Source organism: Pantoea sp. YR525 (assembly GCF_900116775.1).
Classification (GTDB): Bacteria; Pseudomonadota; Gammaproteobacteria; order Enterobacterales; family Enterobacteriaceae; genus Pantoea; species Pantoea symbiotica.
Map to the genome: position 1 here is coordinate 714,889 of NZ_FPBU01000001.1, position 21,341 is coordinate 736,229.

At 58.0% G+C, this 21,341-nt stretch carries 17 protein-coding genes; 4 read left to right on the forward strand and 13 right to left on the reverse strand.

All coding sequences use genetic code 11. From position 1 onward, the window contains the following. Positions 1-89: 89 nt before the first annotated feature. Genes BM323_RS03300 through BM323_RS03315 form a run of 4 tightly spaced genes read right to left on the reverse strand, consistent with a single transcriptional unit; the run spans position 90 to position 3,827 of the window. Positions 90-821, reverse strand: a complete 732-nt coding sequence (locus BM323_RS03300; RefSeq protein ID WP_008102619.1) for an ABC transporter permease — start codon at positions 819-821, stop codon at positions 90-92. Next, a complete protein-coding gene (locus tag BM323_RS03305; RefSeq protein ID WP_008102622.1) occupies positions 821-1,756 on the reverse strand; it encodes an ABC transporter ATP-binding protein in 936 nt (311 codons plus the stop codon). Before BM323_RS03305 ends, BM323_RS03300 begins: the two co-directional genes overlap by 1 nt. After that, positions 1,749-2,915 (reverse strand): ABC transporter permease, encoded by a 1,167-nt coding sequence (locus tag BM323_RS03310; protein WP_008102624.1) that lies wholly within the window; start codon positions 2,913-2,915, stop codon positions 1,749-1,751. Before BM323_RS03310 ends, BM323_RS03305 begins: the two co-directional genes overlap by 8 nt. Before the next feature lie 3 nt (positions 2,916-2,918). Beyond that, positions 2,919-3,827 (reverse strand): glycine betaine ABC transporter substrate-binding protein OsmF, encoded by a 909-nt coding sequence (locus BM323_RS03315; protein WP_008102632.1) that lies wholly within the window; start codon positions 3,825-3,827, stop codon positions 2,919-2,921. A gap of 215 nt (positions 3,828-4,042) precedes the next feature. On the opposite strand from BM323_RS03315, the gene BM323_RS03320 reads away from it, so the two are divergent. Continuing rightward, positions 4,043-5,509, forward strand: a complete 1,467-nt coding sequence (locus BM323_RS03320) for an MFS transporter (RefSeq protein ID WP_008102633.1) — start codon at positions 4,043-4,045, stop codon at positions 5,507-5,509. Between the two features lie 70 nt (positions 5,510-5,579). Here the strand turns inward: BM323_RS03320 and idi are convergent, their stop codons facing one another. The 3 genes from idi to BM323_RS03335 all read right to left on the reverse strand — a co-directional run bounded on the left by idi (position 5,580) and on the right by BM323_RS03335 (position 9,558). After that, entirely contained in the window at positions 5,580-6,113 is a 534-nt protein-coding gene (gene idi, locus BM323_RS03325) for an isopentenyl-diphosphate Delta-isomerase (protein WP_008102635.1), read from the reverse strand. Positions 6,114-6,397: 284 nt separating this feature from the next. Continuing rightward, a complete protein-coding gene (locus tag BM323_RS03330; protein ID WP_008102640.1) occupies positions 6,398-8,293 on the reverse strand; it encodes a methyl-accepting chemotaxis protein in 1,896 nt (631 codons plus the stop codon). A 152-nt stretch (positions 8,294-8,445) separates the two neighbouring features. Next, on the reverse strand, positions 8,446-9,558 hold the full coding sequence (locus BM323_RS03335) for a suppressor of fused domain protein (protein ID WP_008102641.1): 1,113 nt from the start codon (positions 9,556-9,558) through the stop codon (positions 8,446-8,448). Positions 9,559-9,783: 225 nt separating this feature from the next. On the opposite strand from BM323_RS03335, the gene BM323_RS03340 reads away from it, so the two are divergent. Next, on the forward strand, positions 9,784-10,077 hold the full coding sequence (locus BM323_RS03340; RefSeq protein ID WP_008102643.1) for a hypothetical protein: 294 nt from the start codon (positions 9,784-9,786) through the stop codon (positions 10,075-10,077). A 3-nt stretch (positions 10,078-10,080) separates the two neighbouring features. Here BM323_RS03340 and BM323_RS03345 read toward each other — a convergent pair whose 3' ends face one another. Together BM323_RS03345 and bglX are read right to left on the reverse strand one after the other, a co-directional pair. After that, complete coding sequence (locus BM323_RS03345) at positions 10,081-10,944, reverse strand: oxygenase MpaB family protein (protein WP_008102645.1); 864 nt, start codon at positions 10,942-10,944, stop codon at positions 10,081-10,083. A 145-nt stretch (positions 10,945-11,089) separates the two neighbouring features. Then, complete coding sequence (gene bglX / locus BM323_RS03350; protein ID WP_008102647.1) at positions 11,090-13,387, reverse strand: beta-glucosidase BglX; 2,298 nt, start codon at positions 13,385-13,387, stop codon at positions 11,090-11,092. A 154-nt stretch (positions 13,388-13,541) separates the two neighbouring features. On the opposite strand from bglX, the gene dld reads away from it, so the two are divergent. Continuing rightward, positions 13,542-15,251 (forward strand): D-lactate dehydrogenase, encoded by a 1,710-nt coding sequence (gene dld, locus BM323_RS03355; RefSeq protein WP_008102649.1) that lies wholly within the window; start codon positions 13,542-13,544, stop codon positions 15,249-15,251. Between the two features lie 48 nt (positions 15,252-15,299). On the opposite strand, the gene BM323_RS03360 is transcribed toward dld, so the two are convergent. The 3 genes from BM323_RS03360 to BM323_RS03370 all read right to left on the reverse strand — a co-directional run bounded on the left by BM323_RS03360 (position 15,300) and on the right by BM323_RS03370 (position 19,744). Then, a complete protein-coding gene (locus tag BM323_RS03360) occupies positions 15,300-17,741 on the reverse strand; it encodes a DUF3772 domain-containing protein (protein ID WP_008102652.1) in 2,442 nt (813 codons plus the stop codon). Positions 17,742-17,948: 207 nt separating this feature from the next. Next, positions 17,949-18,887, reverse strand: a complete 939-nt coding sequence (gene pbpG, locus BM323_RS03365; protein WP_008102654.1) for a D-alanyl-D-alanine endopeptidase — start codon at positions 18,885-18,887, stop codon at positions 17,949-17,951. A 269-nt stretch (positions 18,888-19,156) separates the two neighbouring features. Next, entirely contained in the window at positions 19,157-19,744 is a 588-nt protein-coding gene (locus tag BM323_RS03370) for a Yip1 family protein (protein ID WP_008102656.1), read from the reverse strand. 166 nt (positions 19,745-19,910) lie between these two features. Between BM323_RS03370 and BM323_RS03375 the strand changes: the two genes are divergently transcribed. Continuing rightward, positions 19,911-20,486 carry a DedA family protein gene (locus BM323_RS03375; RefSeq protein ID WP_008102658.1) on the forward strand — a complete coding sequence of 192 codons (576 nt, stop codon included), beginning with the start codon at positions 19,911-19,913 and terminating at the stop codon, positions 20,484-20,486. On the opposite strand, the gene BM323_RS03380 is transcribed toward BM323_RS03375, so the two are convergent. Continuing rightward, positions 20,487-21,263, reverse strand: a complete 777-nt coding sequence (locus BM323_RS03380) for an SDR family oxidoreductase (RefSeq protein ID WP_008102660.1) — start codon at positions 21,261-21,263, stop codon at positions 20,487-20,489. Positions 21,264-21,341: the final 78 nt, after the last annotated feature.

A 21,341-nucleotide genomic window follows, 5' to 3' on the forward strand; every position in this document is an offset into this window, starting at 1 on the left:
CATGAACTGGAATAAACTCCTCATCGGTTCCCTGTTTGCCATCATGGCGCTTGGCGGCATGGGCGGCATGATGCTGGTCGGCTACAGCCTCATTGTGCATACCAACTAAGTTTGCGCTGCACGCGCTCTAGCAGGCGATCGCAAATCAACGCCAGCAGCGCCACCAGCAGCGCGCCCTGAATCACATAGGCGGTGTTAAAGCCGCTCAAACCGATAATCACCGGCGATCCAAGACTCTCCGCGCCCACCGTGGAGGCGATGGTTGCCGTGCCGATGTTGATCATCACTGAGGTTCGCACGCCCGCCATAATCACCGGTGCTGCCAGCGCCAGCTCAATCTGCCACAAGCGTCGCCACGGCCCCATGCCAAGGCCGACCGCGATTTCACGATTGCTGGCCGGTACGCTATCTAAGCCCGCCAGCGTGCCCTGTAAAATCGGCAGCAAGCCGTAGAGAAACAGCGCCATCACCGCGGGCGTCGCACCAAATCCCATCACCGGCACCGCAATCGCCAGCACCGCTACCGGCGGAAAAGTCTGCCCGGCCGCCGCCACCGTTTCCAGCAGCGGACGAAAGACGCGACCGGCGTGACGCGTAGCAAACACCGCACAGCCAACGCCAACCAGCAACGCCAACAGGCTGCCGCTGACCACTAACGCCAGATGCGCCAGCGTCAGCCGCCAGAAACTCTCCTGCTGATAGAGCGGACGCTCCAGCTGCGGAAACCAGTGGGCAAACAGCGGACCGCTGTGCGGCAAGCCCCACAGCAACAGCAGAAAAGCCGCCAACAGCCAGTAAAGCGGATCGCGTAACAGCCGCATCAGCTCGCCTCCCGCTGACGTAGCAGATCGCTGAAGTGCAGCACGCCGAGCGGCTGCTGATGCTGATCGATCACCGGCAATTTGTCGGTGCGGCGCGCAATAAACTGCGATAGCGCTTCACGCAGCGTCAGCGATGCGGCAATCGGTTCGGCATCCAGCCATTCACCGCGTCGCGCTGCGCTGCCCGCACGCCCCAGCGCCAGCAAACGCACGCCCAGCTCGCTGCGACCAAAGAACTCGCGGGCAAAGTCATTCACCGGCTGCGTCAGCAGATCGATCGGCCTGCCCTGCTGCACGATTTCGCCGCCGTCCATCAGCACCAGTTGATCGGCCAGCGTCAGCGCTTCGTCGATGTCGTGCGTCACCAGCACCACGGTGCGGCCGGACATTTTCTGAATGCGCAGCATCTCGTGTTGCAGCGCCAGACGGTTAACCGGATCGAGCGCGCCGAAGGGTTCATCCATCAGCAGCAATTCGGGATCGGCCGCCAGCGCACGCGCCACGCCGACGCGCTGCTGCTGTCCGCCCGACAGCTGATGCGGCATGCGCGTCGCCAGATGGCTATCGAGATTGAGCAGCGCCAGCAGCTCCTCGACGCGTTGGTTGATCTTCGCCTGCGGCCAGCCGAGCAGTGACGGCACCGTGCCGATGTTCTTCGCCACGTTCCAGTGCGGAAACAGGCCAATCGACTGAATGGCGTAACCGATGCGGCGGCGCAGCGCGCGCGCATCCATGGTTTCGATGGCTTCTCCGGCAAAGCGGATTTCGCCGCTGTCGTGCTCCACAAGCCGATTGATCATCTTCAGCATGGTCGATTTGCCGGAACCGGAGGTGCCGATCAGCACGGTAAAACTGCCCTTTTCAATCTTCAGCGACAGGTTACGTATCGCCTCTTTGCCGGCGAACACTTTGCTCACCTGGTGAAATTCAATCATGACGTCTCTCCAGCAGTGCCGACAGTAAACGCAGTAGTGCATCAAAAATCACCGCCAGCGCCACCACCGGAATCACGCCCAGCAGCACCAGATCCAGCGCGCTGCTCAGCAATCCCTGAAAAACAATGGCGCCGAATCCGCCCGCTCCAATCAGCGCCGCGACCACCGCCAGGCCAACGGTTTGTACCACCACCACGCGCAGCCCGGAGAGCCACACCGGCAGTGCCAGCGGCAGCTCGGCGTGCCAGAACTGTTGCCACGCGCTCATGCCCATGCCGCGCGCGGTTTCACGCACTTCCTGCGGCACCTGCTGCAAACCGGCCACCACGCTGCGCACCAGCGGCAGCAGCGCATAGAGCACCAGCGCAATCAAGGCCGGAGCGATGCCGATGCCGCTGATGCCCCAACGGGCCAGAACCGGGAAATGCGCCACCAATCCTGCCAGCGGCGCAATCAGCAAGCCGAACAGCGCCACCGACGGCACGGTTTGGATCAGATTGAGCACGCTAAATGCGGCGTTTTGCCAGCGTGGACGGCGCGCAATCGCCAGGCCGAGCGGCAAACCAATGATTACCGTCGGCAGCAGCGTGCCGCCCAGCAGCCACAAATGCTGCGTGAAGGCCGCGTCAAACACTGCCGTGCGATTGGCGTACTCTTTCATAAGCGAGAGACGATCGAGATGACCGCTGAGTAACAGCGCCAGCGGCAACAGCCAGATTTGCAGGTTGAGCACAATGCGCCACGGCGTACTGCGCGTGATTTGCCGTATCGCTTCCGCCGCCAATAGCAGCGCCAGCGCCGCCGCGCACCACAAGCCGCTACCAAACGCGGTGCGTGCCAGCGGGCTGCCGCTGTTCGCCAGTTCCGTGGCCTGCTGTCCAGCTAGCCAGATGAGCAAGGCCAGCAGCAACTCCGCCGCCAGCAGCACCGTTATCGCGTGAATGCGGCGCGGCGGCCACCACAAGCTCTGCCAAAGCCACAGCAGCGGAATCAACAGCAGTGCGCTGTTCGTCACCTGCCAGAAAGTCAGCGGCTGGCCAGAAACCAGCCGATTGGCAGCAAAGCTCAGCAGCGGGAAGGCAAACAGCGCCAGCGTGATAAGCGTGATTAACACCAGCAGCACCGGCTGCTGGCGCGGTCTGAGTAACAACGACGACACTGCTTACAGCAACTTATTGGTCTGTAACCACTGTTTCGCGACCTGGCTGGCATCCTGACCATCCACCGCGATCTGCGCATTTAGCTGCTGCAGGGTTTTCTCATCCAGCTTGCTGAAGACCGGCTGCAGCCAGTTGCCGATGTCAGGATATTGCTTGAGCACGCTTTCGCGGATTACCGGCGCAGGCGCATAAATCGGCTGCACGCCTTTCGGATCGCTCAGCGTTTGCAGGCCCAGCGCCGCCACCGGACCGTCGGTGCCATACGCCATCGCCGCGTTCACGCCAGAGGTTTGCTGCGCCGCCGCTTTGATGGTCACGGCGGTGTCGCCACCGGCCAGCGACAGCAGCTGCGCCTGCTCCAGCTTGAAGTTGTAGGCTTTTTCAAACGCCGGTAAGGCATCGCTACGTTCGATAAATTCCGCCGAGGCGGCCAGCTTGAAGGTGCCACCTTTTTTCAGGTAGGCGCTGAGATCGTCCAGCGAGTTGAGGTTGTTCTTCTGCGCTACGTCGCCGCGCACCGCAATCGTCCAGGTATTGTTGGCCGGCGCGGGCGTCAGCCACACCAGATGATTTTTCTCAGCGTCGAGTTTTTTCACTTTCTCGTAGCCCTGCTGGGCGTTTTTCCACGCGGTATCTTTCTCATCGTTGAAGAAGAACGCGCCGTTGCCGGTGTATTCCGGGTAGATATCCAGCTCGCCGGCGGTGATCGCACCGCGTACCACTTGCGTAGTACCGAGCTGGATTTTGTTGACAGTTTTTACCCCGTGTTTGTCCAGCACCTGCAGGATGATGTTGCCGAGTAGCGAGCCTTCGGTATCAATCTTGGAACCCACTTTAACCGGATCCGCCGCCTGCGCTGCACCCACGCTCATTGCCAATGCAATCATTCCCAATAAACCCTGCTTTATCATCTCGCTTCCCTCATTTGTTTTCATTGTGTGACTATCAAGCGTAGCCTGGCGAATCAGGATGGGCGCGGTCAAGCGGCTTACTTCGTGCTTTTTTTGCTATCAATATCGCAACGGTTATAACCAAAACGCAGCACATATAATTAAATGGAATTTTCGATGCTTCGGTGGCGGCTTATGCTCACAGTCCCACTCATTACAATAAATTACAAAACATCATGACCGACTTAGCTTCTCCGGCGCACGTCGCGCAGGCAGGGAATACACCAACCGGCGAGACCAAATGGATCCGCAGCGCGGCCGATGTCTCCGGGCTAGTGAATAACAGCGACGAATCGCGCAGCAACGCGCGGATCGTCATCGCCATTGCGCTGGGCGGCGTGTTCCTCGACGCCTACGATCTCGGCGCATTAGCCTTTGGCATCAAAGACGTGACGCGTGAGTTCCAGCTTACGCCAGCGGGCACCGGCATGGTGGCATCGGCGATTACCTTTGGTGCGATTGTTGGGGCGCTGATTGGCGGCTACCTCACTGACAAAATCGGCCGCTATCGTGTGTTTATGGCCGATATGTTCTTCTTCGTGGTGGCGGCGTTAGCCTGTGCGTTTGCGCCAAACGAGTATGTGCTGGCCGGCGCGCGCTTTGTGATGGGCCTCGGTGTGGGGATTGATTTGCCGGTGGCAATGGCGTTTCTCGCCGAATTTTCGAAGCTGCGCGGGCAAGGTAACAAGGCCGCCAGCGTGGCGATGTGGTGTCCGACGTGGTACGCGGCGATCAGTATTTCCTATCTGCTGGTCCTGCTGCTGTATGCGGTGTTGCCCGAAACCCACACCGATTGGCTGTGGCGTTTGATTCTGGGTTTTGGTGCGGTGCCTGCGCTGCTGATCATCGCCATTCGCAGCCGCTACATGAGTGAATCGCCGATTTGGGCAGCCAATCAGGGCAACCTGAAGGGCGCGGCGGAGATTCTGCGCAACTCCTACAACATCAACGCGCAGGTGGCGGATGACGCCGATCTGACGCCGCAGAAACCGGTGCGCAAAGCCAGCTGGCGCAACTACGGCGCGCTGCTGCAGGGCGTTTATCGCCGTCGTACGATTCTGGCTACCGTCACTTCGATTGCCTCGTCGTTTGCCTATAACGCGGTGGCGTTTGGTTTGCCGGTGATTATCTCCAGCTTCTTTGCACAATCGATGCTGACCACCATTCTGGTGTCGCTGGCGCTGAATCTGCTGTTTGCCTTTGTCGGCGGCTTGCTGGCGGTGCGGCTGGTGCCGCGTCTTGGCGCGTGGAAGATGTCAGTGGCCGGTTACGCCTGTCAGTGCGTGGCGCTGCTGGGATTGGCGTTGATTGGTCGTCCGGAAGGCGGCGAACAGGCGGCGGTGGCGATTGCCATGCTGGCGCTGTTCCTGTTTGGTCAGGGTTTTGGTCCCGGCTCACACACCATGACGTTTGCCTCGCTGAGCTATCCGGCTTCTCTGCGCGGCGTGGGCGTCGGCTTCAACCAGACGCTGATGCGCGGTAGCTCCACCGTGTCGCTATTTGCTTTCCCGCTGCTGGTGGCGGCCTTCGGCACTGGCGTGTTCTGGGTGATTTTCCTTGCGCCGCTGATTGGCTTGCTGGCGCTGCTGGCGATTCGCTGGGAGCCGTCGGGTTACGACGTGGATGCGGAAGATTTTCAGTGATGGATTAACAGAGGTCGCCATAAATGGCGACATCACCTCGTAGGGTCGCCATTCATGGCGACCTCCGCCATTACGCCGTCAGGCGAAACTCCCCAAGCGTATTGGGGATTCGCGGGAAGGTGTGCAAAAACCACGGCGTGAACTGCGCCGGATTCTCGTGCATCTCCTGCTGAATCTGCGCAATCGAACGATAACACCACGCATCGGCTTCTTCGGGATTCAATACCGGCTTCTCGTCGCTGATGGCGAAGAACACGTGGCCATATTCATGCTCGGTTAACCCGTTGCTCAGCGGCAGGTTGTAGCTCAGCTCAAACACCGGCGTTAACGCCACATTCATGCCCATCTCTTCACGCAAACGGCGCTCGGCGGCGTCGCGCGTTGATTCCTGCGGATAGGGATGACTGCAGCAGGTGTTACTCCACAAGCCACCACAGTGATATTTACTGCTGGCACGGCGCTGCAGCAACACTTCATGGCGCGAATTGAACACGTAAACCGTCACCGCGCGATGCAGCAATCCTTTTTCATGCACTTCCAGCTTTTCCATTTTGCCGATAGGACGATCGAGGTGGTCAACGAGAATAACTTCAATGGCGGGCATGACAACTCCTTCGGAAAATTCGCAGCTATTGTACACAACCTCCACAGGGTTGATGGAGGAAATAGCGCACATTCCGTGCGTTAACGTGGGCACATTAAAGCGTAGCAGCCGGCGGGCAATTCAGCATAAAAAGGCGGGGAACGGCGTTAATGGAGGAGATGTGTGCGGAGGGTGAGAAGCTCGCCATAAATGGCGACCCTACGGGAGAGTTGTGCCGGCCGCAATTTTTCGACGGCCGGGAGATTTTGTAGGGTCGCCATTTATGGCGACCGCTTCCACAAAACTTACAATTTAAAGCTCTGCACCACCTGCTCCAGCTGCACGCTCTGCTGCTGCATCGACTGCGCGGCGGCGGAAACCTGCTCGACCAGCGCGGCGTTCTGCTGGGTACTGCCATCCAGCTGAGTAATCGCCACGTTCACCTGATCGATGCCCATGCTCTGCTCACGGCTGGCCGACATGATTTCGCTCATCAGCGTGGTCACGCTGATGACGCCCTGCATCAGCTCATCCATGGTTTGCCCGGCCTGCTCCACCAGCTGGCTGCCGGTATCAATATTCGCCACCGACTCCTCAATCAGCTTCTTAATTTCACGCGCCGAGTTAGCTGAACGCTGTGCCAGGTTGCGCACTTCCGATGCCACCACGGCAAAACCGCGCCCCTGTTCACCGGCGCGCGCCGCTTCTACCGCAGCGTTCAGCGCCAGGATGTTGGTCTGGAAGGCGATGCTGTCGATGACGCTGATGATATCGACCACTTTGCGCGAAGAGTGATTGATCGCGCCCATGGTGGTGACCACCTGACGCACTACTTCGGTGCCGCGCGCGGCAACCTGCGACGCGCCATCCGCCAGCTGGTTTGCGTGCGTGGCGTTGTCGGCGTTCTGCCGCACCGTGCCGGTCAGCTCTTCCATCGACGCCGCCGTTTCAACAATCGAACTGGCTTGCGATTCGGTACGCGCCGAGAGATCGGCGTTGCCGCTGGCGATTTCACGCGAAGCCGCCGTAATCGCCAGCGCGCTGTCGCCCACCTGACGCATCAGGCCTTGCAGATAGGCGATGAACTGGTTGAAGCTCTGCGCCACGGCATTGAATTCCGGGCTGTTACTGGCAGGCAGACGCTGCGTCAAATCGGCGCCGCCGGTTGATAAGGCTTCAATGTTGCTGTTCAGCACGGCGAGACGTTTCATCATGGCTCGCACGAAGCCAAGCAGCACCAGTAGCAGGATCACCGCCAGAGGAATCTGCACCAGACCAAGACGCGTCAACATGCTGTGGGTTTGTGCATCCAGCAAGCTGGACGGCACATCACTGGCGAGATACCACGGGCTGCCGGCAATCGCCTGCACGAACAGCGTGTGTTCGCCATCTTCACCTTCAAAGGTGGTTTGCGCGGGCTGACTGCCCGCCTGCGCCAACAAACCTTTTAAAGCAGACGCCATCGGCAGCTGGGTATCCGCGAGGTTTTCCAGCTTCGGCGCGCCATCTACCAGCGCGGCGTTACCCACCACTTTGCCATCAGCTTCAACGATCAGTACGCGGCCCTGAATCGCCTCACCCATCTGTTTTGCCAGCTGGTTGAAGAAGCCGAGCGTCACGTCAATCGTCGCCACACCCCACGCGGTGCCATCGCGATAGATCGCCATTGCGCAGTTGGTACGCGGCTGCGGGCTGGCAGCATCCTGATAGGCTTTCGCCCAGGCGCACTGGCCTTTAGGCGCGGCTAAACCATCTTTATACCAGGATTGCTCCCAGTATTTGTCGGCGGCATCCGAGTTCCAGTAGGTGTTGACCTGCAGCTGGTTGCTGGCGTTGCGCGCAAAGAACGAGCTGTTCTTCTCTTTGGCCGGATCGCGACGGTTTGGTAACGGCCAGATGCCGCCGCCGAACACATTGCTGTCCTGATATTGGTTAACTAAGGCGGGCAGCAAGGTATCGATGGCTGCGCTGTCCATCACGCCTGCGGCTTCGGTAATGGCGCGCTGCTGCGCCTGTACGCGGTTCATCTGCTCGACAATGCGACCGGCCAGACCGTCCACTTCGTAACGCACCAGACGACTTTCGTTGTGTGAGAGTTGCGGCGCGATGAACTGATTGATTACCAGTACGGTAACCAGCATCAGACCGGCAAAAAAGGCGACAAGTGTCGCGGTGAAACGGGATTGTGTTGTTTTGAACATTATGTGTGCCCTTACCCTGGTTGGCGAGTTGCCTGATCGAGGTTAACGGCGTGTTAATGGGGAACTTGAGGTGAGCGGGATCACAAAGCAGTGAAATAGTTGATTTGGGTGATAATTTAAAATCGTAGGGTCGGCATTGATGCCGACCTGATTTACGGTGCGGGGGTTTCCACCACTTCCTGCCGTGGCCGGAAGACATGATTATTGCCGTCCGCCAGCAAACGTTGCAGCAGCTGTTGTCCACCTCGATCGTCAGCCTGAGCAAACTGGCGTTCGGCTTCGGTAATCGGCGTGGACCACAGCAGATTCACGCGATCGCCATCGCGTTTTGGCAAGCGGAACTGCGCCGCTTCGGGCGCTAAATCATTCGCCAGCAGGAAACTTTCAAAGCCCACCGGTGCCACTTCCGACGCCAGCGTATGTCCTTCGCCAATCCAGGTCAGGCGCGCCCAAGGCAGATGGGCAAACTCAGCCAGCGCGCTCGCCATCTGCACCGCGTTGGCTTCGGTCATCACTTCACCGTCTACCGCCATCGCCAGCTCAACGCGGCGATACTGCGGGGCCAGCTCGTCAAACAGATGATCCACCTGCGGCATCGGGCGAATTCCCATGCCCAAGGTGAGGAAGTACCAAACGCCATTGTGCAAGTGCTGCGAAATCGCCATCGGCGGCCAGTTGCCCTGATCGATGGAGTAATATTTTACCGACTCGCCAAACTGCGCCTGATAACACTGCATCAGCTCGCGCTGCACCACATCCCACAAATGGCCGTCGTGCCAGTCGCGCCAGAAGTGGCGCTGCTGTTCAGCGCGCGCGTAGTAATCGTTGGTGGAGGCCGATCCAAGCGGCGCGGTCAGGCGATTCTCTTTGATGCAGGCAGCAGAAAAACTCACCTGTTTATCCTGATACAGGCTCCAGCCGGGGATCACCGCCAGCAGCTGGCCGTAATACCACAGCGCTGCTCCATCGTCGCTGGGCTCCCACAGCACCTGTAATCCCGCAGGATCGAGCATCGGCTCGGCTTCCAGCGTGCGGCAATACTCGGCACTCAGCAGCGGCGCGATGCCCTGCTCCATCGCTTCACGATCTTCCTGCGCGGGTGCCGGCAGCAGGTTACGCAGCCAGCAGCCGCGCACCGCATATTGGCTGCGAAACAGGTCATTCGGCCAGATGTAAAAATAGGCCGTACGCGCATCCTGCTCGACGATCGCGGTTAGTGTGTGTTGCTGATTCGGCACCTCAGCAATCAGAGGTTGGTGGGTCATAACGCCTCGATATTACCTGGAGGAATCCATTTTCCCCGAGAATAGAGCAGGATCGGCACTCGTGCCATGTGACACAAGGGTAAAACTCTCAAAGTGCGGTGGGAAATAGATGAGAGCGGCTTATGAATCGCCGCTTAACTGGCTGACAAGCTTCAGATTAATTTGCGATTCTTTTACAATTTCGCGTGATATTGTTTGCACATTCGCCTCTTTGGAGCTGCCATCATGGTGCTGCAAAACCTCGATCTGAACCTGCGGGATGTGGTTATTTTCGTGATGTTGGTGTGGCTGTTTATCCGCTATACGTGGGTGATGTCGTCGCTGACCTTGTTGCTAAGCGGCGTGGCATTGCTGGTGTTATTACCGATTGATATCTATTACAGCTTGTTGCCGCTGGCGCTGATTGGCCTCGGGCTCGGCATGTTGCTGCATCATTATCAGCAACGTCAGCTGGCGTTAAAACGTCAAGCGCGCACGCCGCGCACCTACACGAACAAGCAGGATGAGCTGCATCTGTAACCTTCAGCGGCCCATGCGCTGCATGGCGCGGGTATAAGCACCGCGCTGAATCGACCAGCGCAGCAGTGCGGCGATCACCGCCATTTCCCGATCCACCCGCCACTGCGTCAGCGGCGCAACCGGCTGCTGGATCTGCTGTTGCGCCCAGTCCGGTAACAATCCCATTCCCGCTTTCAGCATCACGCGCATTGCCGGTTTTGCCTGCCAGCTGGGCGCGGGCGCGTTAATCAATAACTGCATCACCTCCAGCGTGCGCGCATCGCAGATCAACTCAGGCCGCATCATCTGTAGATACGCTTCAACCGCCTGCACGCTTTTCGGCACCCGCTGCGCACCTAGCGCTTCGGCAACTAATGCCGCTTCCTGATAATAGCGATCCTGATCGGCGAGGCTGAGCTGCGGATTCTTATAGCGCAAATGCGCCGCCAGAAAACGGCTGGTTTCCGCGACGTGCACCCAGGTGAGCAGATGCGGATCGCTGGCGGCATACGGCTTGCCCGCGTTATCAACACCGGTGACGCGCAGGTGGATACGTTTGACGCGGTCGATCAAGATATTGGCATCGGCGGTATTACCGAAAGTGGTGACGGCAATAAACTGGCTGGTGCGGCGCAGGCGCCCCATCATGTCCTGACGGAAATTGGAGTGATCCCACACGCCCGCCAGCGCCGCCGGATGCAGCATTTGCAGCATCAAGGCGCTGATGCCGCCGCACAGCATGGAGGTGAAGTCGCCGTGGACGCGCCAGATAACGTGGTCCGGGCCAAATAAGCCGGGATCGCCAGGCGGTTGCGAGATGTCGAATTCGTTGAGTGACAGGCCGTTGAGGCGGAAGACTTGCTGTTGGATGCGTTCGCGGATGTTCATGGGTTTGTGCTTGTGCGGTTAATGCCCTCACCCCGGCCCTCTCGCGCAAGCGGGAGAGGGAGAGGATCGCGCCGGGATTGAATACCGCACCCATCGGTTCCCTCTCCCGCGTGCGGGAGAGGGTTAGGGTGAGGGGCATCAGCGATTACAGATAATCAAACTGCGCATCCTGAGTGCGCACCGAATCCAGTCCAATCATTACGTTGATTTTGCCCGGCTCGGCGATGTGCTGCATCTTCTGGTTCCAGAATTTCAGCGCATCAACGTCGATTTTAAACTTCACGGTCTGGGATTCACCGGCTTTCAGCATGATGCGCTGGAAGCCACGCAGCTCCTGCACCGGACGGCTGATGCTGGCCACCGGATCGTTAAGATAGAGCTGCACCACGGTTGCGCCATCGCGTTTACCGCTGTTGGTGACGGTCACTGACGCTTCCACCGAGCCGTTACGCGGCATGGTGCGTGACGACATCTTCACCGGCGATACGCTGAAGGTGGTGTAGCTCAGACCGTAACCAAACGGATAAAGCGGACCGTTCACCGCATCGTAGTAATGCGAAGTGTACTTGTTCGGCTTAGCAAAGTTGTACGGACGACCGGTTGGCAAATGGTTGTAGTAAATCGGAATCTGGCCCACGGAACGCGGGAAGGAGACCGGCAATTTGCCTGACGGGTTGTAATCGCCGAACAGCACATCAGCGATCGCGTTGCCGCCTTCGGTGCCGCTGAACCAGGTTTCCAGCATCGCATCGGCTTGTTTATCTTCATTGACCACCGTCAGCGGACGGCCGTTCATCAGCACGATTACCAGCGGTTTACCGGTGGCTTTCAGCGCCGCCAGCAGCTTCTGTTGGCTAGGTGGAATGACGAGATCGCTGCGGCTGGAGGCTTCGTGCGCCATGCCTTGCGCTTCACCGACGGCGGCCACCACCACATCAGCTTTTTTCGCCTGTGCTACCGCTTCATCAATCAGCTCCTGCGGCGAACGCTTATCCACGCTTACCGCTTGCTCATACAGATTGAGGAAGTCCTGAATGCCTTTGTTGTCGCTGATGTTCGCACCTTTGGCATACAGCACCGTGCCTTTGCCGGCCATCGCATTACGCATGCCTTGCAGCAGCGGGATCGATTGTTTCGCTACGCCAGCGGCCGACCAGCTGCCCATGATGTCGCGCTGGCTATCCGCTAACGGTCCCACCAAGGCAATGGTGGCGTCTTTCTTCAGCGGCAGCGTTTCACGCCAGTTTTTCAGCAACACAATGCTTTTGCGCGCCACATCACGCGCTTCGGCGCGGTGCAAACGACTTTCGGCATTAGTGTCCTGCGGATCGCTCTCCTTCGGTCCTAAATGGCTGTAAGGATCGTTAAACAGGCCCATGTCATATTTGACGTTCAGTACATGGCGCGCGGCATCATCCACTTCCGCCATGCTCACCGCGCCGCTCTTCACCAGGCCCGGCAGGTATTTGCTGTAGTATTCGTCGCTCATGCTCATGTCGATGCCTGATTTCATCGCAATGCGCACCGCATCCTGCGGATCGCTGGCTACACCGTGTTTAATCAGTTCTTTAATCGCACCGTGATCGCTAATGGTGATGCCTTTGAACTTCCAGTCGCCGCGAAGGATATCTTTCAGCAGCCAACTGTCCGCCGTGGCCGGCGTGCCATTCAGCGAGTTGAGCGCCACCATCACGCCACCGCTGCCGGCATCCAGTGATGCTTTGTACGGCGGCAGATAATCCTGGAACAGGCGCTGCGGGCTCATGTCGACGGTGTTGTAATCACGTCCGCCTTCCACTGCGCCGTAGGCCGCGAAGTGCTTCACGCTGGTCATGATCGAGAAGCGATCCGCCGCGCTTTTGCCCTGCATGGCTTTGACCATGCTGCTGCCCATTTGCGCGCTGAGGAAGGTGTCTTCGCCGAAGCCTTCCGAGCCGCGTCCCCAACGAGGTTCGCGTGACACATCAACCATCGGTGCCCACGTCATATTCAGGCCATCATCTGCGGCTTCATAAGCAGAGACGCGTCCCACCTCGGCAATGGCATCCAGATCCCAGCTTGCCGCCAGGCCGAGTGGAATCGGGAAGATGGTGCGCTGACCGTGCACTACGTCATAGGCGAAGAACAGCGGAATTTTCAGGCGACTGAGCTGCATCACCTGATCCTGCATGGCGCGAATATCCTGACGCGTCACGGTGTTGAAAATTGCCCCGACCTGACCATGCTGAATCATGTCGCGAACCGCCGATTTTGGCGTATCCGGTCCTACGCTGATCAAACGCATCTGCCCGATTTTTTCATCAAGGGTCATTTTGCTGAGCAGCTGATTCACAAAGGCGTCGCGCGCCTGTTCAGTCATCGGATGTGGGCCAAACAAGTCGTCCGCGAAAGCGGGTTGCATGGCTAAGGAGACAGCGAGGCTAACAGAGTAAATCCATTTCATCAGGTCGGGTTCTCTTAAGTGACTGCGCAATATCGAAATAACCGGGGCAGTTTGCCACAAGATGAGGATAGCAGGTAGCCGCCATGTCACACCGCGACCCTGTCGCTGACGCGTGCTACAGTAAATGCGCCATGTTAAAGACAAGGATAGGCCAATGAATAACAACACTTCGCACCCTACTCTGCTCGCCGAACTGCGTCGTCTGGTCGGATCGTCGAACCTGTTAACCGATGCGGAGCAAACCGCGCGCTATCGTAAAGGTTTTCGCTCCGGCGAAGGCGAAGCGCTGGCGGTGATTTTTCCCGGTTCACTGCTCGAGCTGTGGCGTGCGTTGCAGGCGCTGGTGAGCGCCGATGCGATCATTTTAATGCAGGCCGCCAACACCGGTCTGACCGAAGGTTCCACGCCGAACGGCAACGATTACGATCGTCCGGTGGTAATCATCAGCACCTTGCGTCTGGATAAGTTGCAGCTGATCGACAGCGGCAAACAGATCCTCGCCTTCCCCGGCAGCACGCTGTATCAGCTGGAAAAAGCGCTGAAGCCGCTTGGACGCGAACCGCATTCGGTGATTGGTTCCTCCTGCATTGGCGCCTCGGTGATGGGCGGCATTTGCAATAACTCGGGCGGATCGCTGATTAAACGCGGTCCGGCCTACAGCGAAATGGCGCTTTTTGCCCAGATCGATGCCAGCGGCAAACTCAAGCTGGTAAACCATCTCGGCATCGATCTGGGTCACTCGCCGGAAGAGATGTTGGGCCGGCTGGATGACGATCGCTGGCAGCAGAGTGATGTGCGCTGGGACGAGCGTCACGCCTCGGATCACGAATACGCCGAGCGCGTGCGCGATATTAATGCGGAGACGCCAGCGCGCTTCAACGCCGATGAGCGCCGTCTGTTTGAAGCCTCCGGCTGCGCCGGGAAGCTGGCTGTGTTTGCCGTGCGCCTGGATACCTTCCCCACCGAACCGCAGCAGCAGGTGTTCTATATCGGCACCAACAATCCGGCGGAGCTGGGCGATATTCGCCGCCATATTCTGGCGGAGTTTACCCATCTGCCGGTGGCGGGCGAATATATGCACCGCGACATTTTCGACATCGCCGAGGTGTACGGCAAAGATACCTTCGTGATGATCGACAAACTCGGCACCGACAAAATGCCGCTTTTTTTCACCCTTAAAGGCCGCGTGGATGCCTGGCTTAGCAAGCTGAGCTGGGTGAAACCGCATCTCACCGATCGGTTATTACAGCGTGTCAGCGGCTGGCTACCGGCGCATCTGCCTAAGCGCCTTAAACTGTATCGCGACAAATACGAGCATCACCTGATGCTGAAGATGTCTGGCGACGGCGTGGCCGAAGCGCAGACTTATCTGACCGAATATTTCCGCGAAGGCGGCGGCGCGTTCTTCGCCTGCGACGCCAAAGAGGGCGCGCACGCGTTCCTGCATCGCTTTGCTGCCGCCGGTGCTGCGGTGCGCTATCACGCGGTGCATGCCGATGAAGTGGAAGACATTCTGGCGCTGGATATCGCGCTGCGTCGTAATGATGAAGAGTGGTTTGAGCGCCTGCCGGCCGAGTTCGATAAGGATTTAAGCCATCGTCTCTATTACGGCCACTTCTTCTGCCACGTGTTCCATCAGGATTACATCGTGAAAAAAGGCGTGGATGCGCATGCGCTGAAAGAGAAGATGCTGGCGATATTAGCCGCGCGCGGTGCCGAATATCCGGCCGAACATAACGTCGGCCATCTGTATCAGGCAAAACCGCAGCTGCAGGCGTTTTATCAGCAGCTCGATCCTACCAACAGTTTTAATCCGGGGATTGGCAAAACCAGTAAACAGAAAGGTTGGGCGGTGAAGGTTTGAGACCGAGCGGTTGTTGTTAAGGTGGCCATGAATGGCCACCCTACGGATTTATGGCAACGGATCGCTTTGCTGATCTTGTGCCGCAGCCATGGCGCGGCGCTCGATAATCATGGTTTGCGGCGTTGACAGCATAATGCCCTCTTTGCGCAGACGCGTCAGAATATCGAACAGCAAATCACTCTTGGCACCGGAAATCTGGCGCTGACCCGCCACGTTGCCGGTAACGCTCAACACTATGCCCGCCGGCGTCAAATCTTTGAACGACACTGACGGCTCCGGCGTCTCCAGAATACGTTCGTTCTCCTGATACACTTCCAGCAGAATTTCCCGCACCCGCACCGGATCGATATCCAGCGGGAAGGTCAGCAAGATGGTGACCACGCCTTGCGCATTGCCCATGGTGGCGTTACGCACGTTCTGCGAGATAAACTGCGAGTTCGGCACAATCACCGTCGATTTGTCGCCCAGCTGAATTTCGGTGGCGCGCACGTTGATGCGACGAATATCCCCTTCAATGCCGCTGATGCTTACCAAGTCGCCCACTTTTACCGGACGTTCGGTCAACAGAATCAGGCCGGAGATAAAGTTCTTCACAATCTCCTGCAAACCAAAACCGATACCGACCGACAAGGCGCTGACGATCCACGCCAGCTTGTTCCACTGCAGGCCCATAATCGACAGCGTCAGCAGGATAATCAGCACGTAACCGATGTTGCTGAACAGCGTCACCAGCGACACGCGCATGCCAACGTCCATGGTGGTTTTTGGCAGGAAATCTTTATCCAGCCAGCGACGCACCGAACGCAGCACGTAAATCCCCACCACCAAACAAAGAATCGCGTTGACCATGTGCGCCGGCACAATGTTCAGCGACTCCAGCCCTTTACCGCCCCAGAATTCAATCACCTTCTGGATCAGCTCAATCGGCGTTGATGAGGCAAAGGTGCCGTTCAGCAGCGCCAGCGCCAGAATCGCAATCAGCAAGGTTTTACCCAGCGCGCTGAGCAGCGTCGCCGCCTGTTGCAGGTAGCGCTCATCGATATTCAGCGTGGTTTGCAGGCGCTTGCCGGTGGCATTGCTGGTGGAGAACAGGCTTTCGCAGCCGTCATTCACCAAATGGCTGAGGAAGTAGAACGAACCAAACAAGATGCCGCACCAAATCACCTCATAACTGAGGAAGCGCGCCAGCGTGACGTAACCGATAATCAGCGAAACCAGAATGCCCAGCGCCGTCAGCATCAACGCCAGCTGCACCAATCCCACCAGCGTTGAGCGTGCTTCAGGCTGATGACCTTCCTGCACCATGCGGCGGCGTACGCGGTTGATGCGCATGCCGATCGCCAGTCCGGTGCTGCCGATCAGCAGCGCGGTCAAGCCGTTAGCAAAAATGGTGGTATTCAGGCTGGTGCCGACGCTGTAGTTGAAGGCTTCCACCGTCTGGAAAACGAACACCAGCGCCGCAGTGAATGGCGGGAACGGTTTTAGCGCCTGCGCCACTTCGTTGGAGATGGCCGGCAGACGCCAGCTTGGGCGACGGGTTGAGAGGAACGCGCGGCCTAAACCGGCAATCAAGCCGCAATAGACGCTGAGCTGCACCAGACGCTCGACAAAATCCTGCACATCGCCAGAGACTTCGTCGCGGCGCGTAAAGGCCAGCGCGATGAAGTTGAAGGTGAGTACCACCGCCGCCAGCGTGGTGAGCGCGGTGGTAGCGGCGAGGAAGCTGCGACGTAAGCGCCCTTCCGGCATTTTATGAATGCTGACCCAGGCAAAGAACTCTTCGCTGTAGCGGCGTCCCAGCGTCATCACCAGCATCGCCGCAAACAGCCAGGCGATGGTGCCAAAACGCCAGCCCGACTCCCACGACAGCGCGGCGGTGTCCTGCAATTCGGCGATAAAATCGCTGATCTTCTCGCCATCGAGATCCTGGCTGCTCATCACCGGCGCCCAGAAACGCGGGCCGAGGATACTGCCGGAGTTCAGCGCCAGCTGGCTTTTCAGCTGGTCACGACGCAGGTTGACGATCTGCGATGACAGCACCAGCGCACCGTTTTTGATGCCATCAGCTTGTTTGATCTGATCGTCCAGCTTGGCTTTCTGGCTCTCCAGCGCCGCACGTTTGCGCGTCACTTCGGGCGTCTCTTTCACGCCGCTGTCGGCTTTGGGTGCCGGGCCGAGCACCGCTAACTGGGCATCCAGCTGCTGACGCTGCGGCACTAAGGCCTGGCCGAGGGTTTCGGCATTACCGGAGAGCTCCAGCGCCATCTCATTGAGCTGGTTGAGCTGGCTTTCATTGGTATCGCCTGAGACCTGGCCTTTAATTTTGTCGAGAATTTTCTGCATTTTAGGCAGCTCGACCGAGGCGTTAACCTTGGGCGCGGCGTCTTCTGCCTGATCGTTGGGCGGTGTGTCGGCGGCCACGCTCAGCGTGGGGGCTAACAGCACAAGCAGCAGTAAAAACGGGGTAAACAGATGACGAAACTTGAACATATGAATGAGATTCCAGCGCAATAACAGCCGATAAACGCAAGTGCGATCGTGAATGGCGGCTAGTTTAAGACGTTGCCGACACTGAAACTATAGGAATGAAGGTGTAAAACTTTGGCGCTAACGATAAGAGATTTTGTCGGTAGCCTGGGTAAATCAGGTCGCCATGAATGGCGACCCTACGACAGATTGCAGCTTACCTGCGAGTGATTATTCCGCCTCGCTGTTGCTGGCGGTCAAGCCGGACTTCTGCTTTTTATACGCCAGCGCAGCGGCCGGAACCGGTGCGGCTTTGCCGGTTTCCAGCCAGTCGCGCAGGCGATTAGCATCGGCGAAATGAGTGTATTTGCCAAAGGCATCCAGCACCACCAGCGCCACCGGACGGTTGTTGATCACCGTGCGCATCACCAGGCAATGCCCGGCTTCATCGGTGTAACCGGTTTTGGTCAGCTGAATACGCCAGTCGTTTTTGTACACCAGATGATTGGTGTTACGGAACGGCAGCGCGTAGCTCGGATGTTTAAATACCGCAGTATCTTCTTTGGTGGTACTCAGCTCGCCAATCAGCGGGTACTGACGCGTGGCTTTCACCAGCTTAACCAAGTCTTCCGCGCTGGAAACGTTCTGAATCGACAGGCCCGTCGGCTCTACATAGCGCGTGTGCGTCATGCCGAGTGAACGCGCTTTGGCGTTCATGGCGCGGATAAACGCATCGTAACCGCCTGGATAGTGATGCGCCAGGCTGGCGGCAGCACGGTTTTCCGAGGACATCAGCGCCAGCAGCAGCATGTTGCGGCGGCTGATTTCGCTGTTCAGTTTGACGCGGGAGAACACGCCGCGCATCTCAGCGGTATGGCTGATATCCACCGACAGCATCTCATCCATCGGCAGTTTGGCATCCAGGACCACCATCGCCGTCATCACTTTGGTGAGTGAAGCGATTGGACGTACGCGGTTAGGATGGCTGGAAAACAGCACTTTGCCATTTTCCAAATCAACAATCATGGCACTGCCGGAGGCGATTTGCGGTTGAGCAATCGGCGCCAGGTTAGATAGTGCCGCCGGCGCAGCCAGCGCGGGCGTTACAGCGGCTGGCGCGGCGACAAACAGCGCCAGCGACAGCAAGGAAATACGCATTTTTGCAGACATCGTGTCAAAAAAATCCGGTAAGGAGTTTTGCGCTGTGTTGAGACACAGGCCGCCCGCAACAATCCAGACAGGATGCGGGCTGGCAGCAGTATCATACGCACTTACCTGAGAAATTTCTTATCGAGATTGTTTCTGGGCGTTAAAAAGGTCGCCATGAATGACGACCTTACGGGTTGGGTGCGTTTTAGGGGAAGGTCGCCATGAATGGCGACCCTACGGGGTGGGTGCGTTTTATTGGAAGGTCGCCATGAATGGCGACCTGGCTAACCTCAGAACAAACGCGGCCCGTAACCCCACAAAATCACCGTAAGCGCTAGCAGCACCTCAAACACCAGCACACCAATCGCCAGCGTTGAACCGGAGAAACGCAGGCTCTCTTCACGGTCAATGCTCAGGAACACCGGGATACCGACGTAAAGCAGATAACCGGTGTAAACCAGCGCCACCGCACCCGCCAGCACGCAAAGCCATACCAACGGATAGAGCGCCACCAGCCCGCTGAGGAACAGCGGCGTTGCCACATAGCCGGCAAATACCGTGCAGCGCTGCAGGCTAGGACGCTGCGGATAGTTTCGCGCCATCCAGTGGATCACCCGCCCCATCACCGCCACGCCGCCGAGAATAATCAGATAGAACAGAATGCCGAGACCGATACCGGTCAGTAGATTGAGTTGTACGAATTGCCCTTCGCCCAGATTCCAGCCCAGTTGCGTGGTCCCGATAAAGGCGCAGATCACCGGGATCGCAGCCATTAGCAGAACATGATGGGTGTAATGGTGCGAAACGCTCTCATTTTCCTGTTTAATATCGCGCATTTCCTGACCTGGATGCGCCAGTAAACCCCAGACATGATTCATACATCTACTCCTTTGCTGCGATGGGCTGCCCTTACAGCTAACGGCCTGATCAACGGAGGCAGCGTTAACTCAAGTATAATCGTCAGCGCCGTTTTTGCGGGCCACCACACAAATTAAGCCGCTGGTATACACTAATAGCGATTTCACACTTTGCAGGGAGGATAATTTGCATCTCGATATCAATGGATTAATCACCCAATACGGTTATCTGGCGCTGCTGATTGGTTGTATCGCCGAAGGGGAAACGTTCACGCTGTTGGGCGGTGTGGCGGCGCATGAAGGCTTATTGCACTTCAGCGGCGTGGTGCTGGCGGCAATGGCGGGCGGCATCATTGGCGATCAGCTGCTGTTCTGGCTGGGACGTCGTTATGGCACGCGTATTTTGCGCCGTTTCAGTAAACATCAGGAAACCATCGGCAAAGCCAATCGGCTGATTCGCAAACATCCCAGCCTGTTCGTGATTGGCGTGCGCTTTATGTATGGCTTCCGTATTGTCGGGCCGATCATCATCGGCACCAGCCATCTCAAGCCGCTGCGCTTCTTTATTCTTAACGTGATTGGCGCAGCGCTGTGGTCACTGATCTTTGTTTCGCTCGGCTACTTCGCCGGACAGATCGTCGCGCCGTGGCTGCACAAAATTGATCAGCACCTCAAGCCGGTATTGTGGCTGGCGGCAGCGGTGATTTTCGGCATCGTACTGCGCTTTATCATTCGCCACTGGAACCGCCGCCGCGCCGGTTGATTACTGGTGGTAACCTTTAAACTGTGGATTGGCCAGCATAAAACCACCGTCGACAATAAACGATTGTCCGGTGGTATAGGTTGCCCACTCCGAGCAGAGCCACGCCACTAAACTCGCCACTTCGCGCGTATCGCCGGGACGCCCAATCGGGATTTCCGGCATGCGTCGCCCTTGCTGATCATCTTTCATATCGTTCATTGCGGTGGCAATTGCGCCCGGCGCGACCGCGTTCACCAGAATGTGGTGCGGCAACAGACTCAACGCCATCGATTTGGTCAGGCCACCAAGCGCATGTTTGGCGGCGGTATAAGCAGTGGCATCCGGCAGCGGCGTGTGTTCATGCACCGAGGTGATGTTGATGATGCGTCCGCCGTCGCCCTGATCCACCATATGGCGCGCGGCAATCTGCCCGCACAGAAACGCGCCATCGACATCCACATTGAACACCTTGCGCCAATCCTCAAAGGTGACGTCGAGAAAGTCGGCTTTGGTCATCACGCCGGCGTTGCTCACCAGCACGTCGATGCGCCCCAGCGAGTTGATCAGCTGTGCCAGTTGCTGCGCGCCAGCTTGCGGATCGGAGAGATCAACCTGCCGCACCTGCGCCTGCTGTCCACGGCTCTCCACCATGCGTGCGGTTTCCTGGGCGCCCTCTTCATCCGAACTCCAGGTGATGCCAAGCGTATAGCCCGCTTCGGCCAGCATCACCGCACAGCTGCGACCAATGCCAGAACTGGATCCGGTGACCACAGCGACTTTCTGTTTTCCTGAGCTCATAACATTCTCCTGATTGAGGGTGTCTTTACAGTATAGAAGTTATCCTTCTGTGCCTCGGCGCCGCCGAATCTGCCGTTT